The organism is Pseudomonas viridiflava (assembly GCF_900602065.1).
In the GTDB taxonomy this organism is placed as follows: Bacteria; Pseudomonadota; Gammaproteobacteria; order Pseudomonadales; family Pseudomonadaceae; genus Aquipseudomonas.
Genome location: NZ_UWFN01000288.1, coordinates 52,841 through 74,072 on the forward strand (window position 1 = coordinate 52,841; position 21,232 = coordinate 74,072).

Genomic DNA, 21,232 nt, shown 5'->3' on the forward strand with positions numbered 1-21,232 from the left:
CGCTGTGGGAGCCGGGCTTGGTCTGGGCGGCATTCCGACGATGCATGAGACGCGGATTGAAGACATACCGCGTTATCGTTCATCGCGGGCAAGCCCGGCTCCCACAAAGGATCGCCAACCGCCGCAAGTTTTTGTGTTTTAGATAGCGAGCCCTCAATGAAATCCATAGCACTACTCTTCGCAGGCCTGATCGGCCTGGCATCCGCACAATCAGCCTTGGCAGCCGACCCGCAAACACTGCGCGTCGGCTACCAGAAAGGCTCCATCGCTCTGGTGATCGCCAAGGAAAAAGGCCTGCTGGAAAAACGCTTCGCCGACACCAAAATCCAGTGGATCGAGTTCCCGGCAGGTCCGCAGATGCTTGAAGCACTCAACGTTGGCGCGCTGGATTTAGGTTCCACCGGCGATATCCCACCGCTGTTCGCTCAGGCGGCCGGAGCCGATCTGGTCTACGTCGGCGCCGAGCCAGCCAAGCCCGCCGCAGAAACCATCCTGGTCCGCAAGGACAGTCCACTGCAAAGCGTCGCCGACCTGAAAGGCAAGAAAGTCGCCTTCCAGAAAGGCTCCAGCTCCAACAACGTATTGCTGCGAGCGCTGAACAAGGCCGGTTTGAGTTTCAAGGATATCCAGCCGATCTACCTCACCCCCGCCGATGCCCGTGCCGCCTTCGAACAAGGCAGCGTCGATGCCTGGGCAATCTGGGACCCTTATGCCTCCTTGGCCCTGATCGAAGGTCACAGTCGTCTGCTGGCCGACGGTACCGGGCTGGGTTTGTCCGGCCCGATCTACAGCGCACGTCGCGACTACGCCACTCAGCACCCGGACTTTGTTCATGCAGTGCTTGATGAACTCACCGCCGCCGAAGCCCTGACCCGCAGCCAGCGTCAACAAAGCATCGACATTTTGACCAGCTCCATGGGGCTGCCGGAACAGGTGATCACCCGCTACCTGGACAACCGGCCACCGTCGCCGATCCTGCCAGTGGACGCCAACATCATCGCCGCGCAACAGGCGACGGCTGATCTGTTCTTCCAGAACAAACTGCTGCCGAAAAAGATCAATGTCCAGGAAGCCGTCTGGAAATAACGCCCTGATTCAAGGGAAGAACCATGAGCGATCCCTCAACGAAATCGCTCATAAGCTAATGCAAAAAGGTTATTTATTTAGAGTTTCTTAGATCATTTAGTCTCCTGCTTCAGCCAGTCCCCGGCCAGCCTGATTCGGAGCTTCATGATGAAACTGCACTTCCCTCTTCGCCTTCTGGTGGCACTGTCGTTGACTGGCGCTTCGTATCTGGCTCAAGCAGCCGACTTCACCGTCGCCTACCAGACCACCGTCGACCCGGCCAAAGTCGCCCAGGCCGATAACGCCTACGAGAAAGCCACCGACTCGAAAATCTCCTGGCTTAAATTCGAAAACGGTGCCGACGTAATCACTGCCATTGCCTCCGGTGATGTGCAGATCGGCTACCTCGGTTCCAGTCCTTTTACCGCTGCCGCCACCCGCAAGCTACCGGTTGAGACGTTTCTGATCGCGACGCAGATTGGCGCCGCTGAAGCCTTGGTCGCACGCAACGGTTCGGGGATCAATTCACCTCAGGATCTGATCGGCAAGAAGATTGCCGTGCCGTTTGTGTCTACCGGTCACTACAGCCTGTTGGCCGCGTTGAAACACTGGAATATCGACCCGTCGAAAGTCACCATTCTTAACCTCGCGCCACCGGCCATTGCCGCCGCCTGGAAACGCGGTGACATCGACGCCACCTACGTCTGGGACCCGGCCCTGGGTGTCGCCAAGGAAAACGGCAAAGTGCTGATCACTTCTGGTGAACTGGCCAAGGTCGGCGCACCGACCTTCGACGCCTGGATCGTGCGCAAGGACTTCGCCGACAAGCACCCTGAAATCGTCAAATCCTTCGCCAAAGTCACCCTCGACGCCTACGCCGACTACCGCAAGGATCCAGCCGCCTGGCTGGCCAAGTCCAGCAACGTCGACAAGCTGGTGAAGCTGTCCGGCGCTAAAACCTCGGACATCCCGGGCCTGCTGCAAGGCAACGTCTACCCGCTGGCCGCAGATCAAAGCGCACTGCTCGGTGCGCCGACCATCGACGCCGTGACCAAGACCGCCGCGTTCCTCAAGGAGCAAGGCAAGGTCGATGCGGTACTGGCTGATTACGCACCCTACGTCAGCGACAAATTCATCACCCAATAAGCGGAGTTTCAGCCCATGGCTTTGCTCAAACTGGAGCGCATCAGCGCACAGTACCCCGGCGCGACCGAGCCGGTGCTGGCGGACATTTCCCTCAGCCTCGGCCCCCGGCAATTGCTGGTGGCGCTGGGTCCGTCGGGGAGCGGAAAAACCTCTCTGCTTAATCTGATTGCCGGTTTCGTGCCGCCCAGCGCCGGCAGCATCAGCCTGGACGGCGCGGCGGTAAACGGTCCGGGTGCTGAGCGCGGCGTGGTATTCCAGGACGATGCGTTACTGCCTTGGCAGGACGTGTTGAGCAACGTCGCGTTTGGCCTGCAACTGGCGGGTGTACCGCGCGATCGGCGTGAGGCCAAAGCCAGGGAAATGCTCGCTCTGGTGGACCTCGCTGGTTTCGACCAACGCAAGATCTGGCAGCTGTCCGGTGGCCAGAGGCAACGTGTTGGCCTGGCCCGAGCGCTGGCGGCGGATCCCCGTGTACTGCTGATGGATGAACCGTTTGGCGCACTGGATGCATTCACCCGCGAACAGATGCAGGAACTGCTGCTGCAAGTCTGGCAGCGCACCGCCAAACCGGTGTTCCTGATCACCCACGATATTGAAGAAGCGGTGTTTCTCGCCACCGACCTGATTCTGTTGGCGCCAAATCCGGGACACATCGCCGAACGCCTGCAACTGGACTTCGGGCAGCGTTATGCCGCCGGGGAGTCGGCCCGCTCGATCAAGTCTGACCCACGCTTTATCGACACCCGGGAACATGTATTGGCCAGCGTTTTTTCCCAGCGCGGCGTCTCTCGGGAGCAGTTCGCATGAGCAGCTACGAATTGCCGGGCAGCACGACCTCTGCCCCTGAAACCATCCCCGCCCCTGTACGCTGGAAACTGAGCACCCGTACAATCAGCGTGTTGACGCTGATGGTGCTGTTGGTGGCGTGGTGGGCGGTGACTGCCGCAGAACTTATCGAACCGCTGTTCCTGCCACCACCCTCTTCGGTACTCGAAAAAGCCTGGCTGCTGATGACCAGCGGCTACATGGATTCGACCCTCTGGCAGCACCTGGGCGCGAGTTTGCAACGCATCGGCCTGGCGCTATTGGTTGCCGTATTCACTGCCATTCCGGTGGGTATCGCCATTGGCCGCAACCGCATTGCCCGTGGCATATTCGATCCGCTGATCGAGTTCTACCGCCCTATTCCGCCGCTGGCTTACTTGCCGCTGATCGTGATCTGGTGTGGTATCGGCGAGTTCTCCAAAGTGCTGCTGATCTACCTGGCGATTTTCGCCCCCATCGCCATATCCACCGCGACCGGCGTACGCACCGTTGACCCGACGAAATTGCGTGCTGCGCAATCGTTGGGTGCCACTCGCTGGCAGTTGATTCGCCACGTGATCCTGCCAAGCGCGCTGCCGGAAATCCTCACCGGCGTGCGCATCGGGCTGGGTGTCGGCTGGTCGACCCTGGTCGCTGCAGAACTGATCGCCGCGACCAGCGGTTTGGGCTTTATGGTGCAGTCAGCGGCGCAGTTTCTGGTCACTGATGTGGTGGTGCTGGGAATCCTCGTCATCGCCCTGATCGCCTTTGCCATGGAAATGGGTTTGCGAGCCCTGCAGCGCAAGCTGGTGCCATGGCATGGGCAGAGTCATTGAATAAACCTTTCCAACAAAGCCTTACGCAATCTCTGTGGGACCGGATTTATCCGGGAAGGGTCCGGTCCATCCGGCACACTTGTGTCGTCTGAAATGCCGCCTTCCCGGATAAATCCGGTCCCACAGGAACTGTTTAAAGATGAAAACCGTTACTTGCTCCTGAATCCGGACACCTTTCATGCCCATCCAGATCTCCCCCCTAAGCCCAGCCCTCGGCGCACAGATCAGCGGCATTGATCTGAGCCAGGAACTGACTCACGAACAGCGCGAGGCCATCGAACAGGCGCTGCTGAAACACCAGGTGCTGTTCTTTCGTAGTCAGCCACTGACACCTCGACAACAGGCGCGGTTTGCCGCCAGTTTTGGCGAACTGCACGTGCACCCGATCTACCCGAATGTGCCGGAGCAACCCGAGGTATTGATCCTCGATACGGCGGTTACCGACGTACGCGACAACGCGATCTGGCATACCGACGTGACCTTCCTGCCAACCCCTGCTTTGGGCGCAGTGCTCAGTGCAAAACAGTTACCGGAATACGGTGGCGATACATTGTGGGCCAGCGGCATTGCTGCGTACGAGGCGTTGTCACTCCCTCTGAAAACGCTACTCGATGGGCTGACCGCGACGCATGATTTCACCCGCTCGTTTCCACTGGCACGCTTCGGCACCACGCCGGAAGACATCGCCCGCTGGGAACAGACTCGCCGTCAGTACCCGCCGATCCCGCACCCGGTGATCCGTACACATCCAGTGAGTGGCCGCAAATCGTTGTTCGTCAACGATGGTTTCACGTCGCGCATCAACGAGTTGAGTGAGGCCGAAAGTGCAGCGCTTCTGGCGTTTTTATTCAGCCACGCGACCCGCCCGGAGTTCACCATTCGCTGGCGCTGGCAAGCCGATGACGTGGCGTTCTGGGACAATCGCGTCACTCAGCATTACGCAGTTGATGACTACCGGCCGCAGCGGCGGGTCATGCACCGGGCGACGATTCTGGGTGATGTGCCGGTTTGATTCAGAGGTCGCAACCGGCGGCTAGCAGAGCATTGATTACCCAACTGCGATCATTGCGCTCTTCGGCAATGGCTTGCAGTTTTGCCTGCTCGGCAAGGTGCCTGGCATTGGCTAACTCATACACGGCATCAACCTGATCGAACGGCACGCACAGCACGCCGTCCGCGTCACCAACGATCAGGTCTCCAGGTTCAACCACCATGCCGTCGATTGCGATTGGCACGTTGATTTCGCCCGGACCGTTCTTGTACGGCCCTCGGTGAGTCACACCTCGGGCATACACCGGAAAATCTTTGGCCGCAATGCTGCCCGTGTCACGCACAGCACCGTTGATGACCACGCCGGCGAGCTGTTTTTTTTGAGCGAAGGTGAGCATCAGCTCGCCGATCAACGCGTTGGTCAAATCGCCTCCGCCGTCGACCACAATCACGTCACCGGGCTCGGCGATGTTCAGCGCATGGTGCAGCATCAGGTTATCGCCCGGCCTGCATTTAACCGTCAGCGCCACGCCCAGCAAGGCTGCGCCGCGATGATAGGGCCGTAACCCGGCACCGCCTGCGGTCATGCGCTGCATTGAATCGCTGATATTGGCCACCGGCAGATTCCGGTAACGCTCGACCTGCTCTGCCGTCACCGCACGCTGACGGTTGAGGACTCTGAAGCCTATGGGCATGTTGGGGTTTCCTGTCCGTTCCTGTCATTGCGTCCTGACACCACACTATCGCGCAGTGAACAGGATCGTTGTAGGTGCTGCCGAAGGCTGCGATGGCGGTGTATCAGAATGAATGCCTTCGCAGCCTTCGGCAGCTCCTACAAAATCGTGTCTATTCAGTAGGTGATGTTTTATTCACCCCGATATTTCTCATGCAACGCCAACAGCCCCGGCGACGGAATCATGCCGTTGCGCTTGCCGGTTTCGATCAGCCAGCCACTGCGGTGCCAGTCACGGACAATGGCGTCGATTCTGCCCTGAATATCGTGCTCGCCCTTGCGCACCCAGATCACCGATTGCAGTGGGTCACGGTCTGCTGGCAACGGGATTTCGTAGTCGGCCCACTCCGGGTTGGCCAACAGTGCCTGCAGGGTCGGGCTGACATGCACCGCTGCCACACAGCCATTGCCCCGCAGGGACAACAGCGACTCGGACTGGCTGCGGAACGCCTTGATTTCAGCGCCATAGGTGCCCCGCAGCCAGTTGATGAAGTTGCTTCCCTGAGACACGCACACCGGCTTGCCGCGCAGGTCTTCCCAACGCTTGATACCCGCGTCCTTGCGCATCAACGCGGCTGCGGCGATTTCCTCATAAGGCGTCGGCACGTAATCAAGCATTTGGGCCCGATCCGGCGTTAGGTTCATGTTGGCGATCAGGATGTCGACCTTGCCTTGCTGCAGGAACTGCACACGGCTCGGTGCCAATACCGGGACCATGTCTACTTTCACCCCCAGACCATCAGCCACCCCCTGGGCCAGTTCGACGTTATAACCCTTGGGTTCGCCGGTTGTGGGATCCAGGGTGCCAAACGGCAAACCACTGACCATGATCCCGACGCTGATGACATGGCGCTGCTGGATTTTGTCCAGCGTCGCATCGGCGTGAGCGACACCGATGCCTGCCAGAAGCGCGGCGCCGAGCAACAACGAACTAACGTTTTTTTTGTACATGACAGGTCACCTCAAGGGATTAAAACAACGCCAGGGAATAACTGACGATGACGCGGTTCTGGTCCTGATCACGCTGACTGGTGACGCCGGAACGCAAGGCTGCGTTGCGCCAGGTAAGACCCAGCCCTTTGAACGTACCGGTCGGCACTACATAGCTGACGCTCAGGTCACGTTCCCACTCATGCCCTGCCCCAGCCGCTTTGATGTTGCTGCCACGCAGATATGAAACAGAACTCTTCAGGCCCGGCACGCCGATTTCGGCGAAGTCGTAGCCGTACTGGCTGACCCAGGTTTGCTCGCCAGCACGCTGAAACTTGCCGATCTGCTTATTGGTGATCAGATACGCCGTCGCCCCGTCGCCCTGATTCAGGAAAGGAAAGTCACTGTTGCCGTTGACCTGCTGATAGCCCGCACTGAGTGCATGCCCGGCCAGGCTGTAGGTAAACAAAGCGCTCCAGGTCCGGTTATCCACCTCACCTGAAGTACCTGGGCGGCCAGACGCGCGATAACCTGCCAGCCGTCCTTCCTGACTGGCGTTCTTGCCGTCTGAATCACTGAGGAAGTAACGCAGATCGGTTTTCAACTTGCCCGCTGGCAACTCAAGGTTGTGAGTCAGGCCAAAGAAGTGCTGGGTATAGAAGTCTTGCAGATTGCCGTAGTAATACTGCGCCAGCAGGTCCTTGCTGATCCGGTAATCCGCGCCGCCGTAATAAAAGGCATTGCTGCGCTGACCGGTACGGCTGTTGGAGCCGGAAATAGACAGCGAATCCGCGCTGGTGGAGTTGCGCCCCTTGGCGTATTCAAGCTTGCCGCCGATCAGCGTCAGGTTGTCGAATTCCTTGCTGGTGATCTGCCCGCCTTCGAATGTCTGCGGTAACAGGCGACCGTCGTTGTAGGTCACGACCGGCAACTTGGGTTGCAAGGTGCCCAGGCGCAGTTCGGTTTTCGAAAGTCGAACTTTGCCGGTCAACCCCAGACTGCCGAACTGGTCGACCGCACGATTATCGCTGTCACTTGGAAACACTGCGCCACCGGAAGAACTGCCAGAGTTGTAAGCCGTGCCTTTACCCGAATCCAGTTTTATCCCGACCAGCCCCAACGCATCGACACCCACACCGACAACACCCTGAGTAAAACCGGAGGTGTAATCAATAATAAAGCCCTGCCCCCACTCTTCCTGCTTTGAAGGTTCGGCCGCACCGTCTCTGTTATCACCATTGAAATAATAATGTCGGGCCGTCACCGTCGCTTTACTGTCCTCGATAAAACCCGCCGCGGCGGCCTGTTGTGCAAACAGGCCCGCCGCCACAGCGGCCGTGAGTGTTGACTTGAACATTTAACATTCCTTGATAACCCGGACACATCGGGAGCGCCCGTGCAGACAAACCAGCCTGAACACCCCGACCTTGAGGCCCCGCACGCTAAGGACACGATCTTGCAAAACGAAATACTCAGATCACATAAGTTTATAACCCGGTTCGTTATAAGCGTCTGTCAAACGCCTATAAGCAGTGAAATTACGGACTGCGTAACAGGCGCTGAAACTTCATTCCATTAATTGATTAACAAGCGTGATATATCGCGGTGGATCGGTAATATAAGTTCACCCGCGGACAACCGCATACTGTTTGCCGAGTTCAATGCGTTGCTTCTTTAAAGTCATCTGGATAATCAACTCTCATGTCGACCCTGCCCACCACCACTGCCCCCTCACCATCGAGTTCAACTGCGGCACCTCGCAAAGTACTGAAAAAACTGCTGCGTCTCGATGACTTCGAAGCAGCCGCCCGGAAACACCTGCCGCGACCGATCTTCGGTTATGTGGCCGGTGCGGTTGAGGACAATGTTTCGCTGAAATGGAACCGTGCCGCGTTTCAGGACTATGGTTTCGTGCCGCGTGCGCTGGTGGACATTTCCCGACGCACACTGACGACAGAACTCTTCGGCCACCGCTACGCAGCACCGTTCGGCATAGCCCCCATGGGCATCAGCGCTTTGTACGCCTATCGCGGTGACGTGATCCTGACCCAGGCCGCAGCAGCCGCCAACCTGCCGATGATCATGAGCGGTTCGTCGCTGATACCGCTGGAAGAGGTGATAAAGGCTAACCCACACGCCTGGTTCCAGGCTTATCTGCCAGGTGACGAAGCAAGCATCGTGGCGCTGATCAAACGCGTCGAAAAAGCCGGTTTCAAAACTCTGGTGATCACCGTCGACGTCCCCGCTCCGGCCAATCGCGAAAACAATCTGCGCGCTGGTTTCTCTACGCCGCTACGGCCAGGCCTGCGCCTCGCCTGGGACGGCCTCAGTCATCCCGAATGGCTGTTCGGTACATTCTTCAAGACGCTGCTGAAACACGGCATGCCGCACTTCGAAAATAATTACGCCCACCGTGGTGTACCGATTGTCTCGTCACATGTGGCCCGGGATTTCGCGCCGCGAGGTCATTTGAACTGGGAGCATTTCAAGCTGATCCGCGCGCTGTGGTCCGGCACGCTGATCATCAAGGGCATCCTGCACAAAGCTGATGCGATCAAAGCCCGTGAGCACGGTGCCGACGGCATCATTGTCTCCAACCACGGCGGCCGCCAGCTGGATGGCGCAGTCGCCCCGCTGCACGTCTTGCCGGCAATCGTTGAAGCCTGCCCCGGCATACCGGTCATGCTCGACAGCGGGGTGCGACGCGGTACGGATGTGATCAAGGCGCTGGCACTGGGGGCGCGTTTCGTCTTTGTCGGTCGGCCCTTTGCCTTCGCCGGGTCAGTGGCCGGGCAAGCCGGTGTCGAGCATGCGATCAAGCTGCTCCGCGAAGAGGTGTCGCGCGACATGGCGATGCTCGGGGTCTGCTCTATTCCGGAAATCGGGCGGCACTTGCTGATGCGCAGGCAGTCGTCCGGGTTTACGCCAGTTGATCCACGTTAGAAAAATTCAGAACGCGGATCCTGAGGCATGCAATACATGCAATATTTTTATAATAACCTTAGTTCAAAATAGAATTTCACAGCTCACTTCTATAGCCATATGTTGCAGGTACGGATTCAGTTTTCGGGATAAACCAACCCGAGCGTTCCCCCCTATACGTTATGAATACAAGAAGGAGCTGTTCATGAGCATCGAATTCATCGGCTACATTGCTACCCAGCCCGGCTCGGAAATCCACCCGCGCAGCGGCCCGACGATCCAGCCCGAGTACGTGGCGAAAGTTGCCAAGGCCCATGAAGATGCTGGTTTTGACCGTGCGCTGGTGGCTTACCACTCCAACAGCCCGGACAGTGCTTTTGTTGCAGCCCACGCCTCCAGCGTCACGACAACACTCAAATTCCTGATTGCCCACCGGCCTGGCTTCATTTCGCCAACCGTGGCGGCGCGTCAGTTTGCAACGCTTGACGTGTTCAACGGCGGGCGCACCGCGATCCATATCATCACCGGTGGTGACGACAAGGAACTGCGCGCCGACGGCAGCCATATCGGCAAGGACGAGCGTTACGCCCGTACCGATGAATACCTGGGCGTTGTTCGCCAGGAATGGACCAGCGAAAAGCCGTTCGATCACAAAGGCGAGTACTACCAGTTTGAAGGCGCACACTCGCTGGTGAAATCCCCGCAACAGCCACACATCCCGGTGTATTTCGGAGGTTCCTCGCCTGCGGCCATCGCCGTGGCGGGCAAGCACGCCGATGTCTATGCGCTGTGGGGCGAGACTTACGAGCAGGTCCGTGCGGTCGTCAAAGAAGTCCGCGCCGAAGCGGCCAAGCATGGTCGGACGGTGCGCTTCAGCCTGTCCCTTCGCCCTATCCTGGCGGAAACCGAAGAGAAAGCCTGGGCCCGTGCCGACAGCATTCTGGAACGCGCCAAAGCCATCGCCGAAGGGAATGGCTTTGTGCGTCGCGAGCCGCCGAACGAAGGCTCTCGCCGCCTCCTGGCTGCTGCTGCGCAGGGTTCACGCCTGGACAAACGCCTATGGACAGGCATCGCCGGATTGCTGGGCGCGCAGGGCAACTCGACGTCACTGGTCGGCACGCCAGAGCAGGTCGCCGAGGCACTGCTCGATTACTACGACCTGGGCATCACCACCTTCCTGATTCGCGGTTTTGATCCGCTGGACGACGCTATCGACTACGGCAAGAAACTCATCCCGCTGACCCGCGAACTGGTGGCCAAGCGTGAGCGTGAGGCTCAGGAAAAAGTCGCCTGATGACGCTGCAAAATTTCCAGAGGGCGCAATAGCGCCCTCTTCTTCGTCTGCAATTACTTATCTGTTTTCGAGAGTGCCATGCCGAAACCGCTATTGAATATTCGCCTGCGTCGCCCGCTGCTTGCAGGCCTGGCCATTGCCGCCGCGTGGACGCTGGTGCTGCCAGCCCAGGCCCGGGAAACCGTGCGCATCGGTTATCAGAAATCCTCGACGCTGATCACCGTATTGAAAACCCAGGGCACGCTGGAAAAGGCCCTGAACGATGCGAACATCGACGTCAGTTGGCATGAATTCCCCAGCGGTTTGCCGCTGCTGGAATCGTTGAATATCGGCAACGTCGATATCAGCGCCGATGTCGCCGATACCGTGCCGATCTTTGCTCAGGCAGCTCAGGCCCGACTCACCTACTTCGCCGAAGAGACCCCGTCGCCTTCTGCTCAGGCCATCGTGGTGCCCAAGGATTCACCCATCAAGGAGCTGGCCGACCTGAAAGGCAAGAAAGTCGCCGTGACCAAAGCAGCCGGCACGCATTACTTGCTGATCGCAGCCTTGGCCAAGGGCGGTCTGAAGTTCTCTGACATCCAGCCAGCTTACCTGACGCCTGCAGATGGCCGTGCCGCGTTCGAAAACAACAAGGTTGATGCCTGGGTGACCTGGGAACCCTTCCTGACCAGTGTGCAGCGCCAGTTGCCCACCCGGACTCTGGCGGACGGCACCGGCCTGGCCAGTTACAAGCGCTACTACCTGACCAGTACGCCGTACGCAAAGGCCCATCCGGAGGTGCTCAAGCTGGTGTTCGATCAATTGCAGAAAGCCGGTCACTGGGTCAAAGGCAACCCGAAAGAAGCCGCTGCCCTGCTCGGCCCGCTGTGGGGCAACCTTGATCCGGCCACGGTAGAAATCGCCAACAGCCACCGCACGTATGAAGTGCGCCCGGTGAAGGCAGACCAACTGGGCGAACAACAGAAAATCGCCGACGCGTTCTTTGCAGCAGGCTTGCTGCCAAAAGCAGTGGATGCCAAGGATGTGGAGATCTGGAAGCCTTAATTACCAAACTCATGCAGGAGCAGTGCTTGTGTGGGAGCGGTGCTTGCCCGCGATAAACGATAACGCGGTGTGTCTTATGACCGCGTCTCATGCATCGCGGGCAAGCACCGCTCCCACACAGACTGTGTGAAAACTACTGCAGGCTGGGCACCTTCGGTGCTACGCGCACAATACTGCGTTAAAAACAGGCGAAAAATGCTCATTTAGAACACTAGAGTCGGACGCGACCCCGGCCGTTTTTCGCCTGTTTTTGCCTTGTCTTGCCGTCGCTCGCTACGTTTTCACACAGTCTGCACAGGTCCTACGCCAGCCCATAGATTTTCGATGGTCCGCCTGACAACTGTTGCCCCAGCAACAGTCGCTCAACAGACTGTTCCTCCACCGACAGCAAACCCGTGCTGCGCCCCTTCCCAGCCCCTGTATTTCAACTCCCGCCCCTTTGGCACAGAGCCTGCAATATTCCTTTTAAGCAGGAAGCCGATCAGCTGACTGCCATTTTTATGAATAAGAAAAACCTTTGATATCGCCTTGCCTGGAGCTGTTCCAAATGAACGCTAAAACCTTGTTTTCCTTTACTCGCGTAAAGCTGTTGATCGGCGCCGGTGTGCTGGCTCTGGGCATGAATCCCTTGGCCTTCGCAGCAGAAACTGCCCCGGCGGAAGTGAAGCTCGATTACGCCTATTACTCACCAGTGAGCCTGGTGCTCAAGCATTTCGGCTGGCTGGAAAAAGCCTTGCCGGATAGCAAAGTGGGTTGGGTGTTAAGCCAGGGCAGTAATCGCTCGCTTGAATACCTGAACAGCGGCGGCGTGGATTTCGCTTCCTCGGCCAGCCTGGCAGCCGTACTCAGCCGCGCCAATGGCAGCCCGATCAAGTCGGTGTACGTCTACAGTCGCGCTGAGTGGACCGCGTTGCTGGTGCGCAAGGATTCGCCATACAAGACCATAGCCGACCTCAAAGGCAAGAAAATCGCTGCCACCAAGGGCACTGATCCTTACCTGTTCACCTTGCGCGCCCTGCAGCAGGCAGGCCTGAAAAAGGACGACGTGGAGCTGGTGCACTTGCAGCATCCGGATGGCCGCACCGCGCTGGAGAAAGGTGATGTCGACGCGTGGGCCGGTCTTGATCCACACATGGCTGCCAGCGAAGTCCAGGCGGGTTCGCGCCTGCTGTATCGCAACAAGGACTTCAACAGCTATGGCGTGCTGAGCGTTACCGAGAAGTTTGCCAAGGAACATCCGCAGACCATCGAAACGGTGCTGAGCGCTTACGAAAAAGCCCGTGAATGGTCGGTCAAGCACCCGGATGAACTGGCCGAATTGCTGGCCAAGGAATCCGGCCTGCCGCTGGACGTTGCCAAGCTGCAACTGACCCGCACCGACCTGAGCACCCCGCAGTTGAGCGGCAAGGATGTCGCGTCCTCCAAGGGAGCAGCGCCGATTCTGGTGTCTGAAGAACTGGTTCGCCGTGGTGTGAATGTTGACCAGGTCATTGATCAACTCATTGATCCCGGCTTCAGCAAGACCTTGACGGCGAGTAAGTAAAACCCAGAGCTGCTTCATTCCCCTTGTGGGAGCCGGGCTTGCCCGGCTCCCACAGGAGTAATGCATTTCAGTTCAGATGGATATGTTTAGTTAGAGCCCTCCATGAACAGCAAAAGCAAAGACCTGCCAGCGCCTCTCGCGCTGCCCCCTCCGACATCCGGCGCTGCATGGAAGCGACGTGGCAAAGGCCTGGTGCTGCCGCTCCTGATCATCGTTTTTCTGGAGATTATCGTGCGCATCGGCTGGCTGCCGTCGTATCAGATGCCTGCGCCCAGCGAGATCGCTCTGACCCTTGGCGACCTGGCTGACGGGCCGTTGTGGAAGCACATCAGCGCCAGCCTGTTGCGGGTGTTGATCGGCTTCGCTATCGGCACCAGCCTTGCGTTGATTTTCGCCGCGTGGGTCGGTTTGAGCCGTGAGGCTGAAGCCTATCTGGAACCTACGTTTGCAGGCCTGCGCTCGATCCCCAGCCTGGCCTGGGTGCCGCTGCTGCTGTTGTGGCTGGGCATCGACGAAACCTCAAAAATCGTCCTGATTGCCATTGGCGCCTTCTTTCCGGTGTACCTCAACGGCGTGGCAGCGATTCGCAATATCGACCGCAAGCTGGTCGAAGTCGGCCAGATGTATGGCTTCAGCCGTGGTCGCCTGACCCGCCGCATTCTGTTGCCGGCCGCCCTGCCCGGCCTGTTTACCGGCTTGCGCAGCGGCATGAGTCTGGCGTGGATGTTTCTCGTCGCAGCAGAGCTGATCGCCGCCACCAAAGGCCTCGGCTACCTGCTCAGCGACGGCCGGGAAACCTCACGGCCTGACATCGTGCTGGCAGCCATCATCGTATTGGCCGTACTCGGCAAAATTAGCGATGGCGTTCTGGCAGGTCTAGAAAAACGCTTCCTGGCCTGGCGCGACACGTTCAGTGGTCAGGGCACCGGAGATTGAGATGACTGAAGTACTTTTGGATATCAACGTTCAACGCAAATCGTTCGGCAGCACCACGGTGCTGCACAACGTGCATGTAAAACTGCACGAACGGGAAGTCATCAGCCTGCTGGGCCCCAGTGGCTGCGGCAAGAGCACACTTTTACGGATCGTCGCCGGACTGGAAAAAGACTATCAGGGTGAGTTGAACCGCACCGCTGAAGAAGTAGCGTTCGTGTTCCAGGAGCCGCGTCTGATGCCGTGGCTGACGGTTGAGCAGAACATCGGCTTCAGCGACGACAAGCACTACGACAAGGAATGGGTCGCGCAGTTGATCGAAGAGGTGGGTCTGAATGGGTTTGCCGACGCGCTGCCAAAAGCGCTGTCCGGTGGCATGGCGCAACGGGTGGCCATTGCCCGCGGGCTTTACTCACATCCCAAGGTCTTGTTGCTGGACGAACCTTTCAGCGCGGTAGATGCCTTTACCCGCATGAAGTTACAGGACCTGCTACTCCAGCTTGCCCAGCGGCATGCGATTGCCCTGTTGTTGGTGACCCATGACGTGGACGAGGCGCTGTATCTGAGTGATCGGGTGCTGGTGATGGGCAACCGGCCAAGCAATATCCGTCAGGAGCTGGCCGTGGAACTGGCCCACCCGAGGGATCGACGCGATGCCGTATTGGCGAGCCTCAAGGCCCTGTCGCTGACAGAATTGCAGCAGGCGCATGTGATTTGAGGAATGCAATGTCCCGCTGAAATGCAATTCTCTGTGGGAGCGAGGCTTGCCCGCGATTGGGTTTACAGATTATCGCGGGCAAGCCTCGCTCCCACAGGGGTCATGTATTCACAAGTACAGCCTTAAGAGGCTCACCGGACATTCGCAAACCGGCGCAGATTATCCTGCACCGCAGGCGCCTCTACAGCCTCGTGAGCCGCTGCGCTGTCCACACCCAGCAAGCCCAGCAACCGCGCACGAATCGCCTGAAACCCGGCCTGTCCGGTACTGCGCTGGCGCTGAAGGTCGATGCGCACTTCTGCGGCGATCTTACCCTGTTCCAGCACGATAACCCGATCAGCCAGCAGAATCGCTTCGTCCACGTCATGTGTGACCAGCAACACCGCCGGGGTGTGTTTGCGCCAGAGCTCGACGATCAACTGATGCATGCGGATACGGGTCAGCGCATCCAGCGCGGCGAATGGTTCATCGAGCAACAACAACTTGGGTTCACGCACCAGGCCTCGGGCCAACGCGACGCGCTGCGCTTCGCCACCCGACAAGGTCGCCGGGTAGGCGTTGACCCGATGGGCCAGGCCTACCTCAGTCAACGCCTCCAGCGCTCGGGCATGCGGGTTCTTGATATCCAGCCCCAGCACGACGTTTTTCCAGGCGTTTTTCCAGGGCATCAACCGTGGTTCCTGAAACACCGCAGCCCGTGCCAAAGGCACCCGTAACTGACCGCTGTCGATAGAGTCCAGTCCCGCCAGGGCACGCAGCAAGGTGGTTTTACCCGAGCCGCTGGCCCCCAGCAACGCGACGAACTCACCGGGTGCGATGTCCAGATTCAGCTCGTCGATCACCTTCTGCCGACCAAACTGGCGAACCACATTTCGCAGTTGCACCGGCGCAGCTTCCGCTGACGGCACAGGATTCGAATGAGGGTGTAAAACGTCCAGAGCAGCCATGGTCAATTCCTTGCGAAAGTGGGACGCCAGGCCAGCGCATAGCGCTCCAGCGTGCGAATGATTGCATCGATGACCAGCCCCAGAATGCTGTAGATCAACAGGCAGATCACGATCACGTCGGTGCGCATGAAGTCACGGGCATCGCTGGCCAGATAGCCGATCCCGGCCGTGGTGTTGATTTGCTCGACGAACACCAGCGCCAGCCAGGAAATGCCGAGGGAGTAACGCAGCCCGACGAAAAACGACGGCAGAGAGCCGGGCAGGATCACGTGCCAGATCAGCTGACGCCGGTTCAGGCCCAGGGTGTTGGCCGCCTCGATCAACTTGGGGTCGATGTTGCGAATACCGGAGTACAGATTGAGGTACACCGGGAATGTGGTGCCGGTGACAATCAGGGCGATTTTGGTGAACTCGCCGATGCCGAACCAGAGGATGAACAGCGGTACCAATGCCAGCGAAGGGATGGTGCGCAGCATTTGCATCGGCGAGTCGAGAATCACTTCGCCCTTCTTCGACAGGCCGGTAATCAAAGCGGCCACGACGCCGATGGCAACGCCAATGCTCAGCCCCAACAGCGCCCGTTGCAGCGATACCCACAAATGAGTGCCTAACTCGCCTGACTCGATCATCGCCCACAACGTGCCGCCAATTTGCGACGGTGCGGCGATCACCCGACTGGGCAGCAGACCGAGTTGCGAGGCCAGCTCCCAGAGCAACAGCAAGGCAATGGGGCTCAGCAGACGCACAGCAAAGTCGGGCGCTTTCCAGCGTCCCCGACGTGACGAAGCCTCAACTCGCGGGGCTTTATCGACGATCAGAAAACCGCCTTCCGAAGCGTGTGAATCCAGCGTTTTTTCGGACATGGTTTTCTTCCTGGGACGAGCGTTACGTCAAACCTCACATCAAGTGCGGATTTGAAACAAATACTCTGTAGGAGTTGCCGAAGGCTGCGAAGTATTCATCCTGACATACCGCGATCGCAGCCTCCGGCAGCTCCTACAGGTTCAATATTTGCCGAGAGATAGCACGCGCATCACTCCTTGTAAGAGGTATCGCTGCGCTCCAGTTCACGAATCAGGGCATTCCAGTGACGGGCTACGCCAGGGCCATGACCATCAGCGAAGACCTTGGCCTGTTCTTCGACCCGGGCCACAACTTCAGCCGGTGGATAGATCAGTTCGTCATTGCCCGCCGATTGCGCCGCCACCTGAATATTGCAGGCATATTCGAGACGATGCAGTTGCTGGAAAGCGTGCTCGACACTCACACCGCCGGTCAGCAGCCCGTGGTTACGCAAGATCATCACGCTCTTGTCGCCCAGATCCGCCACCAGTCTTTCGCGCTCATCCAGGTCCAGCGCCACGCCCTCATAGCCGTGATAAGCGATACGACCCGAGAAGCCCAGCGAGTGTTGAGAGATAGGCAGCAAACCGCTTTTTTGTGCAGAAACAGCAATGCCGTCACGGGTATGAGTATGCAAAACCGCGACCAGATCATGGCGGGCGGCGTGAATCGCACTGTGGATCACGTAACCGGCGTAGTTGATGCCCAGGCCGGTAGGGTCATCGACAATGGTCCCGTCGAGATCAACCTTGACCAGATTCGATGCACTGATTTCGTCGAAGAGCAGACCGAAGGCGTTGATCAGGAAGTGCTCTTCCTTACCCGGTACACGAGCAGAAAAATGCGTGTAGATATGGTCAGTCCAGCGCTTCTGCGCAGCCAGCCGGTAAGCCGCTGCCAGTTTGACCCGTACCTCCCACTCCTCCGGCGATACGCGCTCACGGACACTGCCGGAGCCAGACTGTTGGGATTGAAGAGGCAAGGAACTGACATTGCTCATGGGGCTGCTCCGTAAAAATGCGGGACCGACAGATGCGGTACGTGTGGGAGCAGCCTAAACGCACAAGAAAGCATTTAAAAAGCACATTTTAATCTAAGCTAATTATTAAATTTACTGATTTTGAAACGCACGTCGCGTCGCTGGACTGAAATCAGTAAATGCATTTTTGTTCTATGTTAATCATAAAAAAATAGCATATTAAAAATAATCATTATGCTTACATAGCCCTAAGCTGTTTTGACATTCACAGCAACGTCCTTACCCGACCCCTCTCCAGGCGGAGGTTAACCCTTAACAACAAAAGAGAGGTCCCACCCGCCATGTCCGCGATTCTTGAACAGCCGACCCCAGCCCCAGCTCGTCAGCAACCGCCGCTCCAGATCGTAAGATCCCTGCAAGTCACCCGCCTGGAACCGAGCATCGGTGCCGAGATTAGCGGGGTCGACCTGACCCAGCCGCTCACTGCTGCCCAACGCGACGAAATTCGCGCGCTGCTGCTGGAACACAAGGTGATTTTCTTCCGTGATCAGAACATCAGCACCGAGCAACAGATCGCCTTTGCCAAGGCCTTCGGCGAGCTGTACGAGCACCCGACCACGGAAAAGAACGATGCCAGCAAACCCTATGCACACCTGATTCAGGCTCAGGATGCACGCGAGCTGTACGGTCCGAAAACCACGGGGCGTTGGCACACCGACACCAGTTGGCTACTGAAACCTACATTCGGTGCGGTACTGCGGGCGGTGGATCTGCCGGAGGTCGGTGGCGATACGGTCTGGGCCGATGCGGGTGCGGTATATCGGGCGCTGCCGGACGCGCTGCGCGAAGAAATCGACACGTTGTTCGTGGTTCATGACTTCAAGAAATCTCTGGACGCCGTGGGCTACGACTATCCGATCCTCGCCCATCCACTGGTGCGTACCCACCCGGAAACGGGCGAAGACAGCCTGTTCATCAACTTCTCGCAAAACCCTTCGGTGATCGGCTGGGAACCTGAGCGCAGCAAGCGGTTGATTGAACGCCTGCATCAGGAATTCAACAAGCCCGAGCATCACGTGCGCTTCAAATGGCGCGAACATTCCATCGCCTTCTGGGACAACCGCTCGACCCTGCATTACCCGGTCTACAACTACGGCGACTATCCGCGACGCATGGAGCGCGTGCTGATTGCCGACGATGACATCCCGCATCGGGTGCGGCGTGCGGCTAACGCCTGAACCAAACATTCAAGCCAGGTGACTCCTTGTGGGGGCGCGGCTTGCCGGCGATAAGGCTGGACGCGGTTCACTTCAGACCGCGGTGAACTTATCGCAGGCAAGCCATGCTCTCACAGAAGTGCGCGCAAGCAACATCTGCATGCCCCAAGGAAGCCGCTGTCATGCATAAAAGCAACCCCCTTCCCCAGTAAAAACTGACATCAGGAGCATCGACCATGAGCGAATCATTGAACCAACTGTTGGCAGACCTGCATGCCGAACGCCTCGCCAGCTGGGCGCCGGAAGCCTTGCAGGTCAACATCAACCAGCGTCAGACCCTGGTGGATGCCGCACAGCATGCACGCTTTGTGCAACGCGGCGATCCAGTTCCGGATTTTCAGCTACTGAACGTCGAGGGCGGCACCCTGACGCGTGAAAAGCTCAGCGCCTACGGCCCCGCAGTGCTGATTTTCTTTCGCTTCGCGGGGTGCCCGGCGTGCAACATTGCCCTGCCGTATTACCAGCGCCAGTTGTTCCCGAAACTGCAGGCCTTGGGTGTGCCGCTCGTGGCCGTCAGCCCGCAAATACCGGCGCGGCTGATCGAGATCAAGCAGCGTCATGATTTGCAGTTTCAGGTCGCCACCGACAAGGACAATACCCTGGCGCGACAGCTGGGCATTCTCTACAGCTTCGACGAAGCTTCGCGCAAGGCAGCATTGAGCAAGGGTGGTGGCGGTATCGGTGAAGTCACGGGGACAGGCACCTGGGAGCTGCCGCAACCGGCGGTGGTGGTGATTGGTCAGCACGGTGAGGTGATCTTTGCTGAAGTCAGCCCGGACTGGCTGGTCCGTACCGAAGCCGAGGTGATCGTACAGGCGGTCAGCGAAGCGCTGGGTGAACGCGAGGTACAGATCGCGGTTTGAAATTGAATGCGGTTCTGTTTGTAGAAAACGCTGATCCCTGTAGGAGCTGCCGAAGGCTGCGATGGCGGTGGGTCAGGATAAATGCTTCGCAGCCTTCGGCAGCTCCTACAGAAAGTGCATTTCAATTCAATGATTTGCATTTTTTTGAGGAGCTCGCCTCAATACCCCCGCTTGAAATCCACCTGCTCAGCCAATGGCTCGCCTTTGTGAAAGCGCAACAGGTTACTCACAAACTGATCAATCACATTGCCCCACAGGTCGCCGGTGGCCGGAGAAACGTGCGGCGACAGCCTGATTTTCGGGTGGCTGTAGAACGGATGATCAGCTGGCGACGGTTCCTTCTGCGCGACATCCAGCGTTGCCCGACTCAACTGCCCCGCATCCAGTGCTGCCACCAGAGCCTCCTCGTCCACCAGGCTACCCCGCGCGATGTTGATCAGGTGCAGGCCCGGCTTGGCGTGACTCAACAGCTCGGCGTTGACCAGATGCCGCGTATCCTCCGTAGCGGGGGCCGCGACGACCACATGATCAGACGCCGCAAACAATGCCTGAAGACTCTTCGCGCGCTCGACGCCCGGTACATAAAACGGCTTGCCTGAATGATTGGTCGCAATCACTTTCACGCCCAATGCCTGGGCCCGAATAGCCAGCGCACTGCCAATCGCACCAAAGCCGACAATCCCCAACACGCTGCCACTGACCAACTGCAGGGAATGTCGCTGCCACTGCGCAGCCTCGGAGATCCACACTTCAGGGAAACGCTTGGCGCTGGCAAGAATCGCCGCCAACGCAAACTCCGCTACCGCCACCGCAGACGTGCCACGGGCCGACGTGACCTGCGGCACTTCGAACAGCCATTCCGGGTAAGTATCGATGCCGGACGAAGACAGATGAATCCATTGCAGGTTGAACGGCCAGCCCTCAGGGCGTGGTGGTTTCTCGCCGCTGCCCGCACGGAACACCGGGCGTGCCAGCAAAATAGTTGCTTCGGCAGGAATGGAGTCGGGCGTACCGGTGCCAATCGGCACGAATGTGTACTCAGGCAAACGCTGGCGCAGCAGCTCGTTGACCTCTTCGTCATGCTGAGTGGCGATTACGATCTGTGTCATGAAAACCTCGTGACTAAAACGCGAGGTGGCACGCACGGCCACCCGTTCATGGTCGACGGCCATGAGGCCGGACTGAGCATGAACATAAGCGTTGAATACGGGCCTGTGAAATGCCAATGCGATCTAAACTAATATTATTTTTTGTTATCACTTTATTTTTTTATATCAACATATGGCATTAATATGCCTCTTCCGAGATGAACCCGGTCCTGTAGGAGTGAGCTTGATCTGGGCCGCATCCGGACGATGCGGT

At 58.4% G+C, this 21,232-nt stretch carries 20 protein-coding genes; 13 read left to right on the top strand and 7 right to left on the bottom strand.

What is annotated here, in order from left to right:
* Window positions 1–156: 156 nt before the first annotated feature.
* The 5 genes from EE949_RS21715 to tauD all read left to right on the top strand — a co-directional run bounded on the left by EE949_RS21715 (window position 157) and on the right by tauD (window position 4,863).
* A complete protein-coding gene (locus EE949_RS21715; protein ID WP_122666190.1) occupies window positions 157–1,086 on the top strand; it encodes a sulfonate ABC transporter substrate-binding protein in 930 nt (309 codons plus the stop codon).
* 147 nt (window positions 1,087–1,233) lie between these two features.
* The gene (gene tauA / locus EE949_RS21720; RefSeq protein WP_122666191.1) at window positions 1,234–2,211 is read left to right on the top strand and encodes a taurine ABC transporter substrate-binding protein; all 978 of its coding nucleotides are present in this window, start codon (window positions 1,234–1,236) and stop codon (window positions 2,209–2,211) included.
* 15 nt (window positions 2,212–2,226) lie between these two features.
* Window positions 2,227–3,018, top strand: coding sequence for a taurine ABC transporter ATP-binding subunit (tauB, locus tag EE949_RS21725; protein WP_122666192.1), 792 nt, complete (start codon window positions 2,227–2,229; stop codon window positions 3,016–3,018).
* Window positions 3,015–3,851, top strand: a complete 837-nt coding sequence (gene tauC, locus EE949_RS21730) for a taurine ABC transporter permease TauC (protein WP_122666193.1) — start codon at window positions 3,015–3,017, stop codon at window positions 3,849–3,851. The genes tauB and tauC overlap by 4 nt, the downstream gene beginning before the upstream one ends.
* Window positions 3,852–4,029: 178 nt before the next feature.
* Window positions 4,030–4,863 (top strand): taurine dioxygenase, encoded by an 834-nt coding sequence (gene tauD, locus EE949_RS21735; RefSeq protein ID WP_122666194.1) that lies wholly within the window; start codon window positions 4,030–4,032, stop codon window positions 4,861–4,863.
* 1 nt (window position 4,864) lies between these two features.
* Here the strand turns inward: tauD and EE949_RS21740 are convergent, their stop codons facing one another.
* From EE949_RS21740 to EE949_RS21750, 3 genes are all read right to left on the bottom strand, one after another.
* Window positions 4,865–5,536 carry an RraA family protein gene (locus EE949_RS21740; protein ID WP_122666195.1) on the bottom strand — a complete coding sequence of 224 codons (672 nt, stop codon included), beginning with the start codon at window positions 5,534–5,536 and terminating at the stop codon, window positions 4,865–4,867.
* A 170-nt stretch (window positions 5,537–5,706) separates the two neighbouring features.
* On the bottom strand, window positions 5,707–6,525 hold the full coding sequence (locus tag EE949_RS21745; RefSeq protein WP_122666196.1) for a transporter substrate-binding domain-containing protein: 819 nt from the start codon (window positions 6,523–6,525) through the stop codon (window positions 5,707–5,709).
* Window positions 6,526–6,544: 19 nt separating this feature from the next.
* A complete protein-coding gene (locus EE949_RS21750; RefSeq protein WP_122666197.1) occupies window positions 6,545–7,861 on the bottom strand; it encodes an OprD family porin in 1,317 nt (438 codons plus the stop codon).
* A gap of 344 nt (window positions 7,862–8,205) precedes the next feature.
* Here EE949_RS21750 and EE949_RS21755 point away from each other — a divergent pair, with 344 nt between their 5' ends.
* From EE949_RS21755 to EE949_RS21780, 6 genes are all read left to right on the top strand, one after another.
* Window positions 8,206–9,447: an alpha-hydroxy acid oxidase gene (locus tag EE949_RS21755; protein WP_122666198.1), complete on the top strand. Its 1,242-nt coding sequence runs from the start codon at window positions 8,206–8,208 to the stop codon at window positions 9,445–9,447.
* Between the two features lie 184 nt (window positions 9,448–9,631).
* Window positions 9,632–10,720 carry an LLM class flavin-dependent oxidoreductase gene (locus EE949_RS21760; protein WP_122666199.1) on the top strand — a complete coding sequence of 363 codons (1,089 nt, stop codon included), beginning with the start codon at window positions 9,632–9,634 and terminating at the stop codon, window positions 10,718–10,720.
* 78 nt (window positions 10,721–10,798) lie between these two features.
* Window positions 10,799–11,767 (top strand): aliphatic sulfonate ABC transporter substrate-binding protein, encoded by a 969-nt coding sequence (locus EE949_RS21765; protein ID WP_122666200.1) that lies wholly within the window; start codon window positions 10,799–10,801, stop codon window positions 11,765–11,767.
* Between the two features lie 547 nt (window positions 11,768–12,314).
* Window positions 12,315–13,310, top strand: a complete 996-nt coding sequence (locus EE949_RS21770) for an aliphatic sulfonate ABC transporter substrate-binding protein (RefSeq protein ID WP_122666201.1) — start codon at window positions 12,315–12,317, stop codon at window positions 13,308–13,310.
* A 102-nt stretch (window positions 13,311–13,412) separates the two neighbouring features.
* The gene (locus tag EE949_RS21775) at window positions 13,413–14,246 is read left to right on the top strand and encodes an ABC transporter permease (RefSeq protein WP_122666202.1); all 834 of its coding nucleotides are present in this window, start codon (window positions 13,413–13,415) and stop codon (window positions 14,244–14,246) included.
* Between the two features lies 1 nt (window position 14,247).
* Window positions 14,248–14,961, top strand: a complete 714-nt coding sequence (locus tag EE949_RS21780) for an ABC transporter ATP-binding protein (RefSeq protein ID WP_122666203.1) — start codon at window positions 14,248–14,250, stop codon at window positions 14,959–14,961.
* A 131-nt stretch (window positions 14,962–15,092) separates the two neighbouring features.
* Here EE949_RS21780 and EE949_RS21785 read toward each other — a convergent pair whose 3' ends face one another.
* The 3 genes from EE949_RS21785 to EE949_RS21795 form a co-directional block, all read right to left on the bottom strand.
* Window positions 15,093–15,908, bottom strand: a complete 816-nt coding sequence (locus tag EE949_RS21785) for an ABC transporter ATP-binding protein (RefSeq protein WP_122666204.1) — start codon at window positions 15,906–15,908, stop codon at window positions 15,093–15,095.
* Between the two features lie 2 nt (window positions 15,909–15,910).
* The gene (locus tag EE949_RS21790) at window positions 15,911–16,771 is read right to left on the bottom strand and encodes an ABC transporter permease (RefSeq protein ID WP_122666205.1); all 861 of its coding nucleotides are present in this window, start codon (window positions 16,769–16,771) and stop codon (window positions 15,911–15,913) included.
* 170 nt (window positions 16,772–16,941) lie between these two features.
* A complete protein-coding gene (locus tag EE949_RS21795) occupies window positions 16,942–17,751 on the bottom strand; it encodes a class II aldolase/adducin family protein (RefSeq protein WP_122666206.1) in 810 nt (269 codons plus the stop codon).
* Window positions 17,752–18,071: 320 nt separating this feature from the next.
* Between EE949_RS21795 and EE949_RS21800 the strand changes: the two genes are divergently transcribed.
* A complete protein-coding gene (locus EE949_RS21800; RefSeq protein ID WP_122666207.1) occupies window positions 18,072–18,968 on the top strand; it encodes a TauD/TfdA dioxygenase family protein in 897 nt (298 codons plus the stop codon).
* A 215-nt stretch (window positions 18,969–19,183) separates the two neighbouring features.
* Window positions 19,184–19,870 (top strand): peroxiredoxin-like family protein, encoded by a 687-nt coding sequence (locus EE949_RS21805; RefSeq protein WP_122666208.1) that lies wholly within the window; start codon window positions 19,184–19,186, stop codon window positions 19,868–19,870.
* A 158-nt stretch (window positions 19,871–20,028) separates the two neighbouring features.
* Here EE949_RS21805 and EE949_RS21810 read toward each other — a convergent pair whose 3' ends face one another.
* Complete coding sequence (locus tag EE949_RS21810; protein WP_122666278.1) at window positions 20,029–20,979, bottom strand: D-isomer specific 2-hydroxyacid dehydrogenase family protein; 951 nt, start codon at window positions 20,977–20,979, stop codon at window positions 20,029–20,031.
* Window positions 20,980–21,232 lie beyond the last annotated feature (253 nt).

Coding starts and splice junctions, on each gene's coding strand:
- EE949_RS21715 (WP_122666190.1), top strand. CDS start 157: ATGAAATCCATAGCACTACTCTTCGCAGGCCTGATCGGCCTGGCATCC.
- tauA (WP_122666191.1), top strand. CDS start 1,234: ATGAAACTGCACTTCCCTCTTCGCCTTCTGGTGGCACTGTCGTTGACT.
- tauB (WP_122666192.1), top strand. CDS start 2,227: ATGGCTTTGCTCAAACTGGAGCGCATCAGCGCACAGTACCCCGGCGCG.
- tauC (WP_122666193.1), top strand. CDS start 3,015: ATGAGCAGCTACGAATTGCCGGGCAGCACGACCTCTGCCCCTGAAACC.
- tauD (WP_122666194.1), top strand. CDS start 4,030: ATGCCCATCCAGATCTCCCCCCTAAGCCCAGCCCTCGGCGCACAGATC.
- EE949_RS21740 (WP_122666195.1), bottom strand. CDS start 5,536: ATGCCCATAGGCTTCAGAGTCCTCAACCGTCAGCGTGCGGTGACGGCA.
- EE949_RS21745 (WP_122666196.1), bottom strand. CDS start 6,525: ATGTACAAAAAAAACGTTAGTTCGTTGTTGCTCGGCGCCGCGCTTCTG.
- EE949_RS21750 (WP_122666197.1), bottom strand. CDS start 7,861: ATGTTCAAGTCAACACTCACGGCCGCTGTGGCGGCGGGCCTGTTTGCA.
- EE949_RS21755 (WP_122666198.1), top strand. CDS start 8,206: ATGTCGACCCTGCCCACCACCACTGCCCCCTCACCATCGAGTTCAACT.
- EE949_RS21760 (WP_122666199.1), top strand. CDS start 9,632: ATGAGCATCGAATTCATCGGCTACATTGCTACCCAGCCCGGCTCGGAA.
- EE949_RS21765 (WP_122666200.1), top strand. CDS start 10,799: ATGCCGAAACCGCTATTGAATATTCGCCTGCGTCGCCCGCTGCTTGCA.
- EE949_RS21770 (WP_122666201.1), top strand. CDS start 12,315: ATGAACGCTAAAACCTTGTTTTCCTTTACTCGCGTAAAGCTGTTGATC.
- EE949_RS21775 (WP_122666202.1), top strand. CDS start 13,413: ATGAACAGCAAAAGCAAAGACCTGCCAGCGCCTCTCGCGCTGCCCCCT.
- EE949_RS21780 (WP_122666203.1), top strand. CDS start 14,248: ATGACTGAAGTACTTTTGGATATCAACGTTCAACGCAAATCGTTCGGC.
- EE949_RS21785 (WP_122666204.1), bottom strand. CDS start 15,908: ATGGCTGCTCTGGACGTTTTACACCCTCATTCGAATCCTGTGCCGTCA.
- EE949_RS21790 (WP_122666205.1), bottom strand. CDS start 16,771: ATGTCCGAAAAAACGCTGGATTCACACGCTTCGGAAGGCGGTTTTCTG.
- EE949_RS21795 (WP_122666206.1), bottom strand. CDS start 17,751: ATGAGCAATGTCAGTTCCTTGCCTCTTCAATCCCAACAGTCTGGCTCC.
- EE949_RS21800 (WP_122666207.1), top strand. CDS start 18,072: ATGTCCGCGATTCTTGAACAGCCGACCCCAGCCCCAGCTCGTCAGCAA.
- EE949_RS21805 (WP_122666208.1), top strand. CDS start 19,184: ATGAGCGAATCATTGAACCAACTGTTGGCAGACCTGCATGCCGAACGC.
- EE949_RS21810 (WP_122666278.1), bottom strand. CDS start 20,979: ATGACACAGATCGTAATCGCCACTCAGCATGACGAAGAGGTCAACGAG.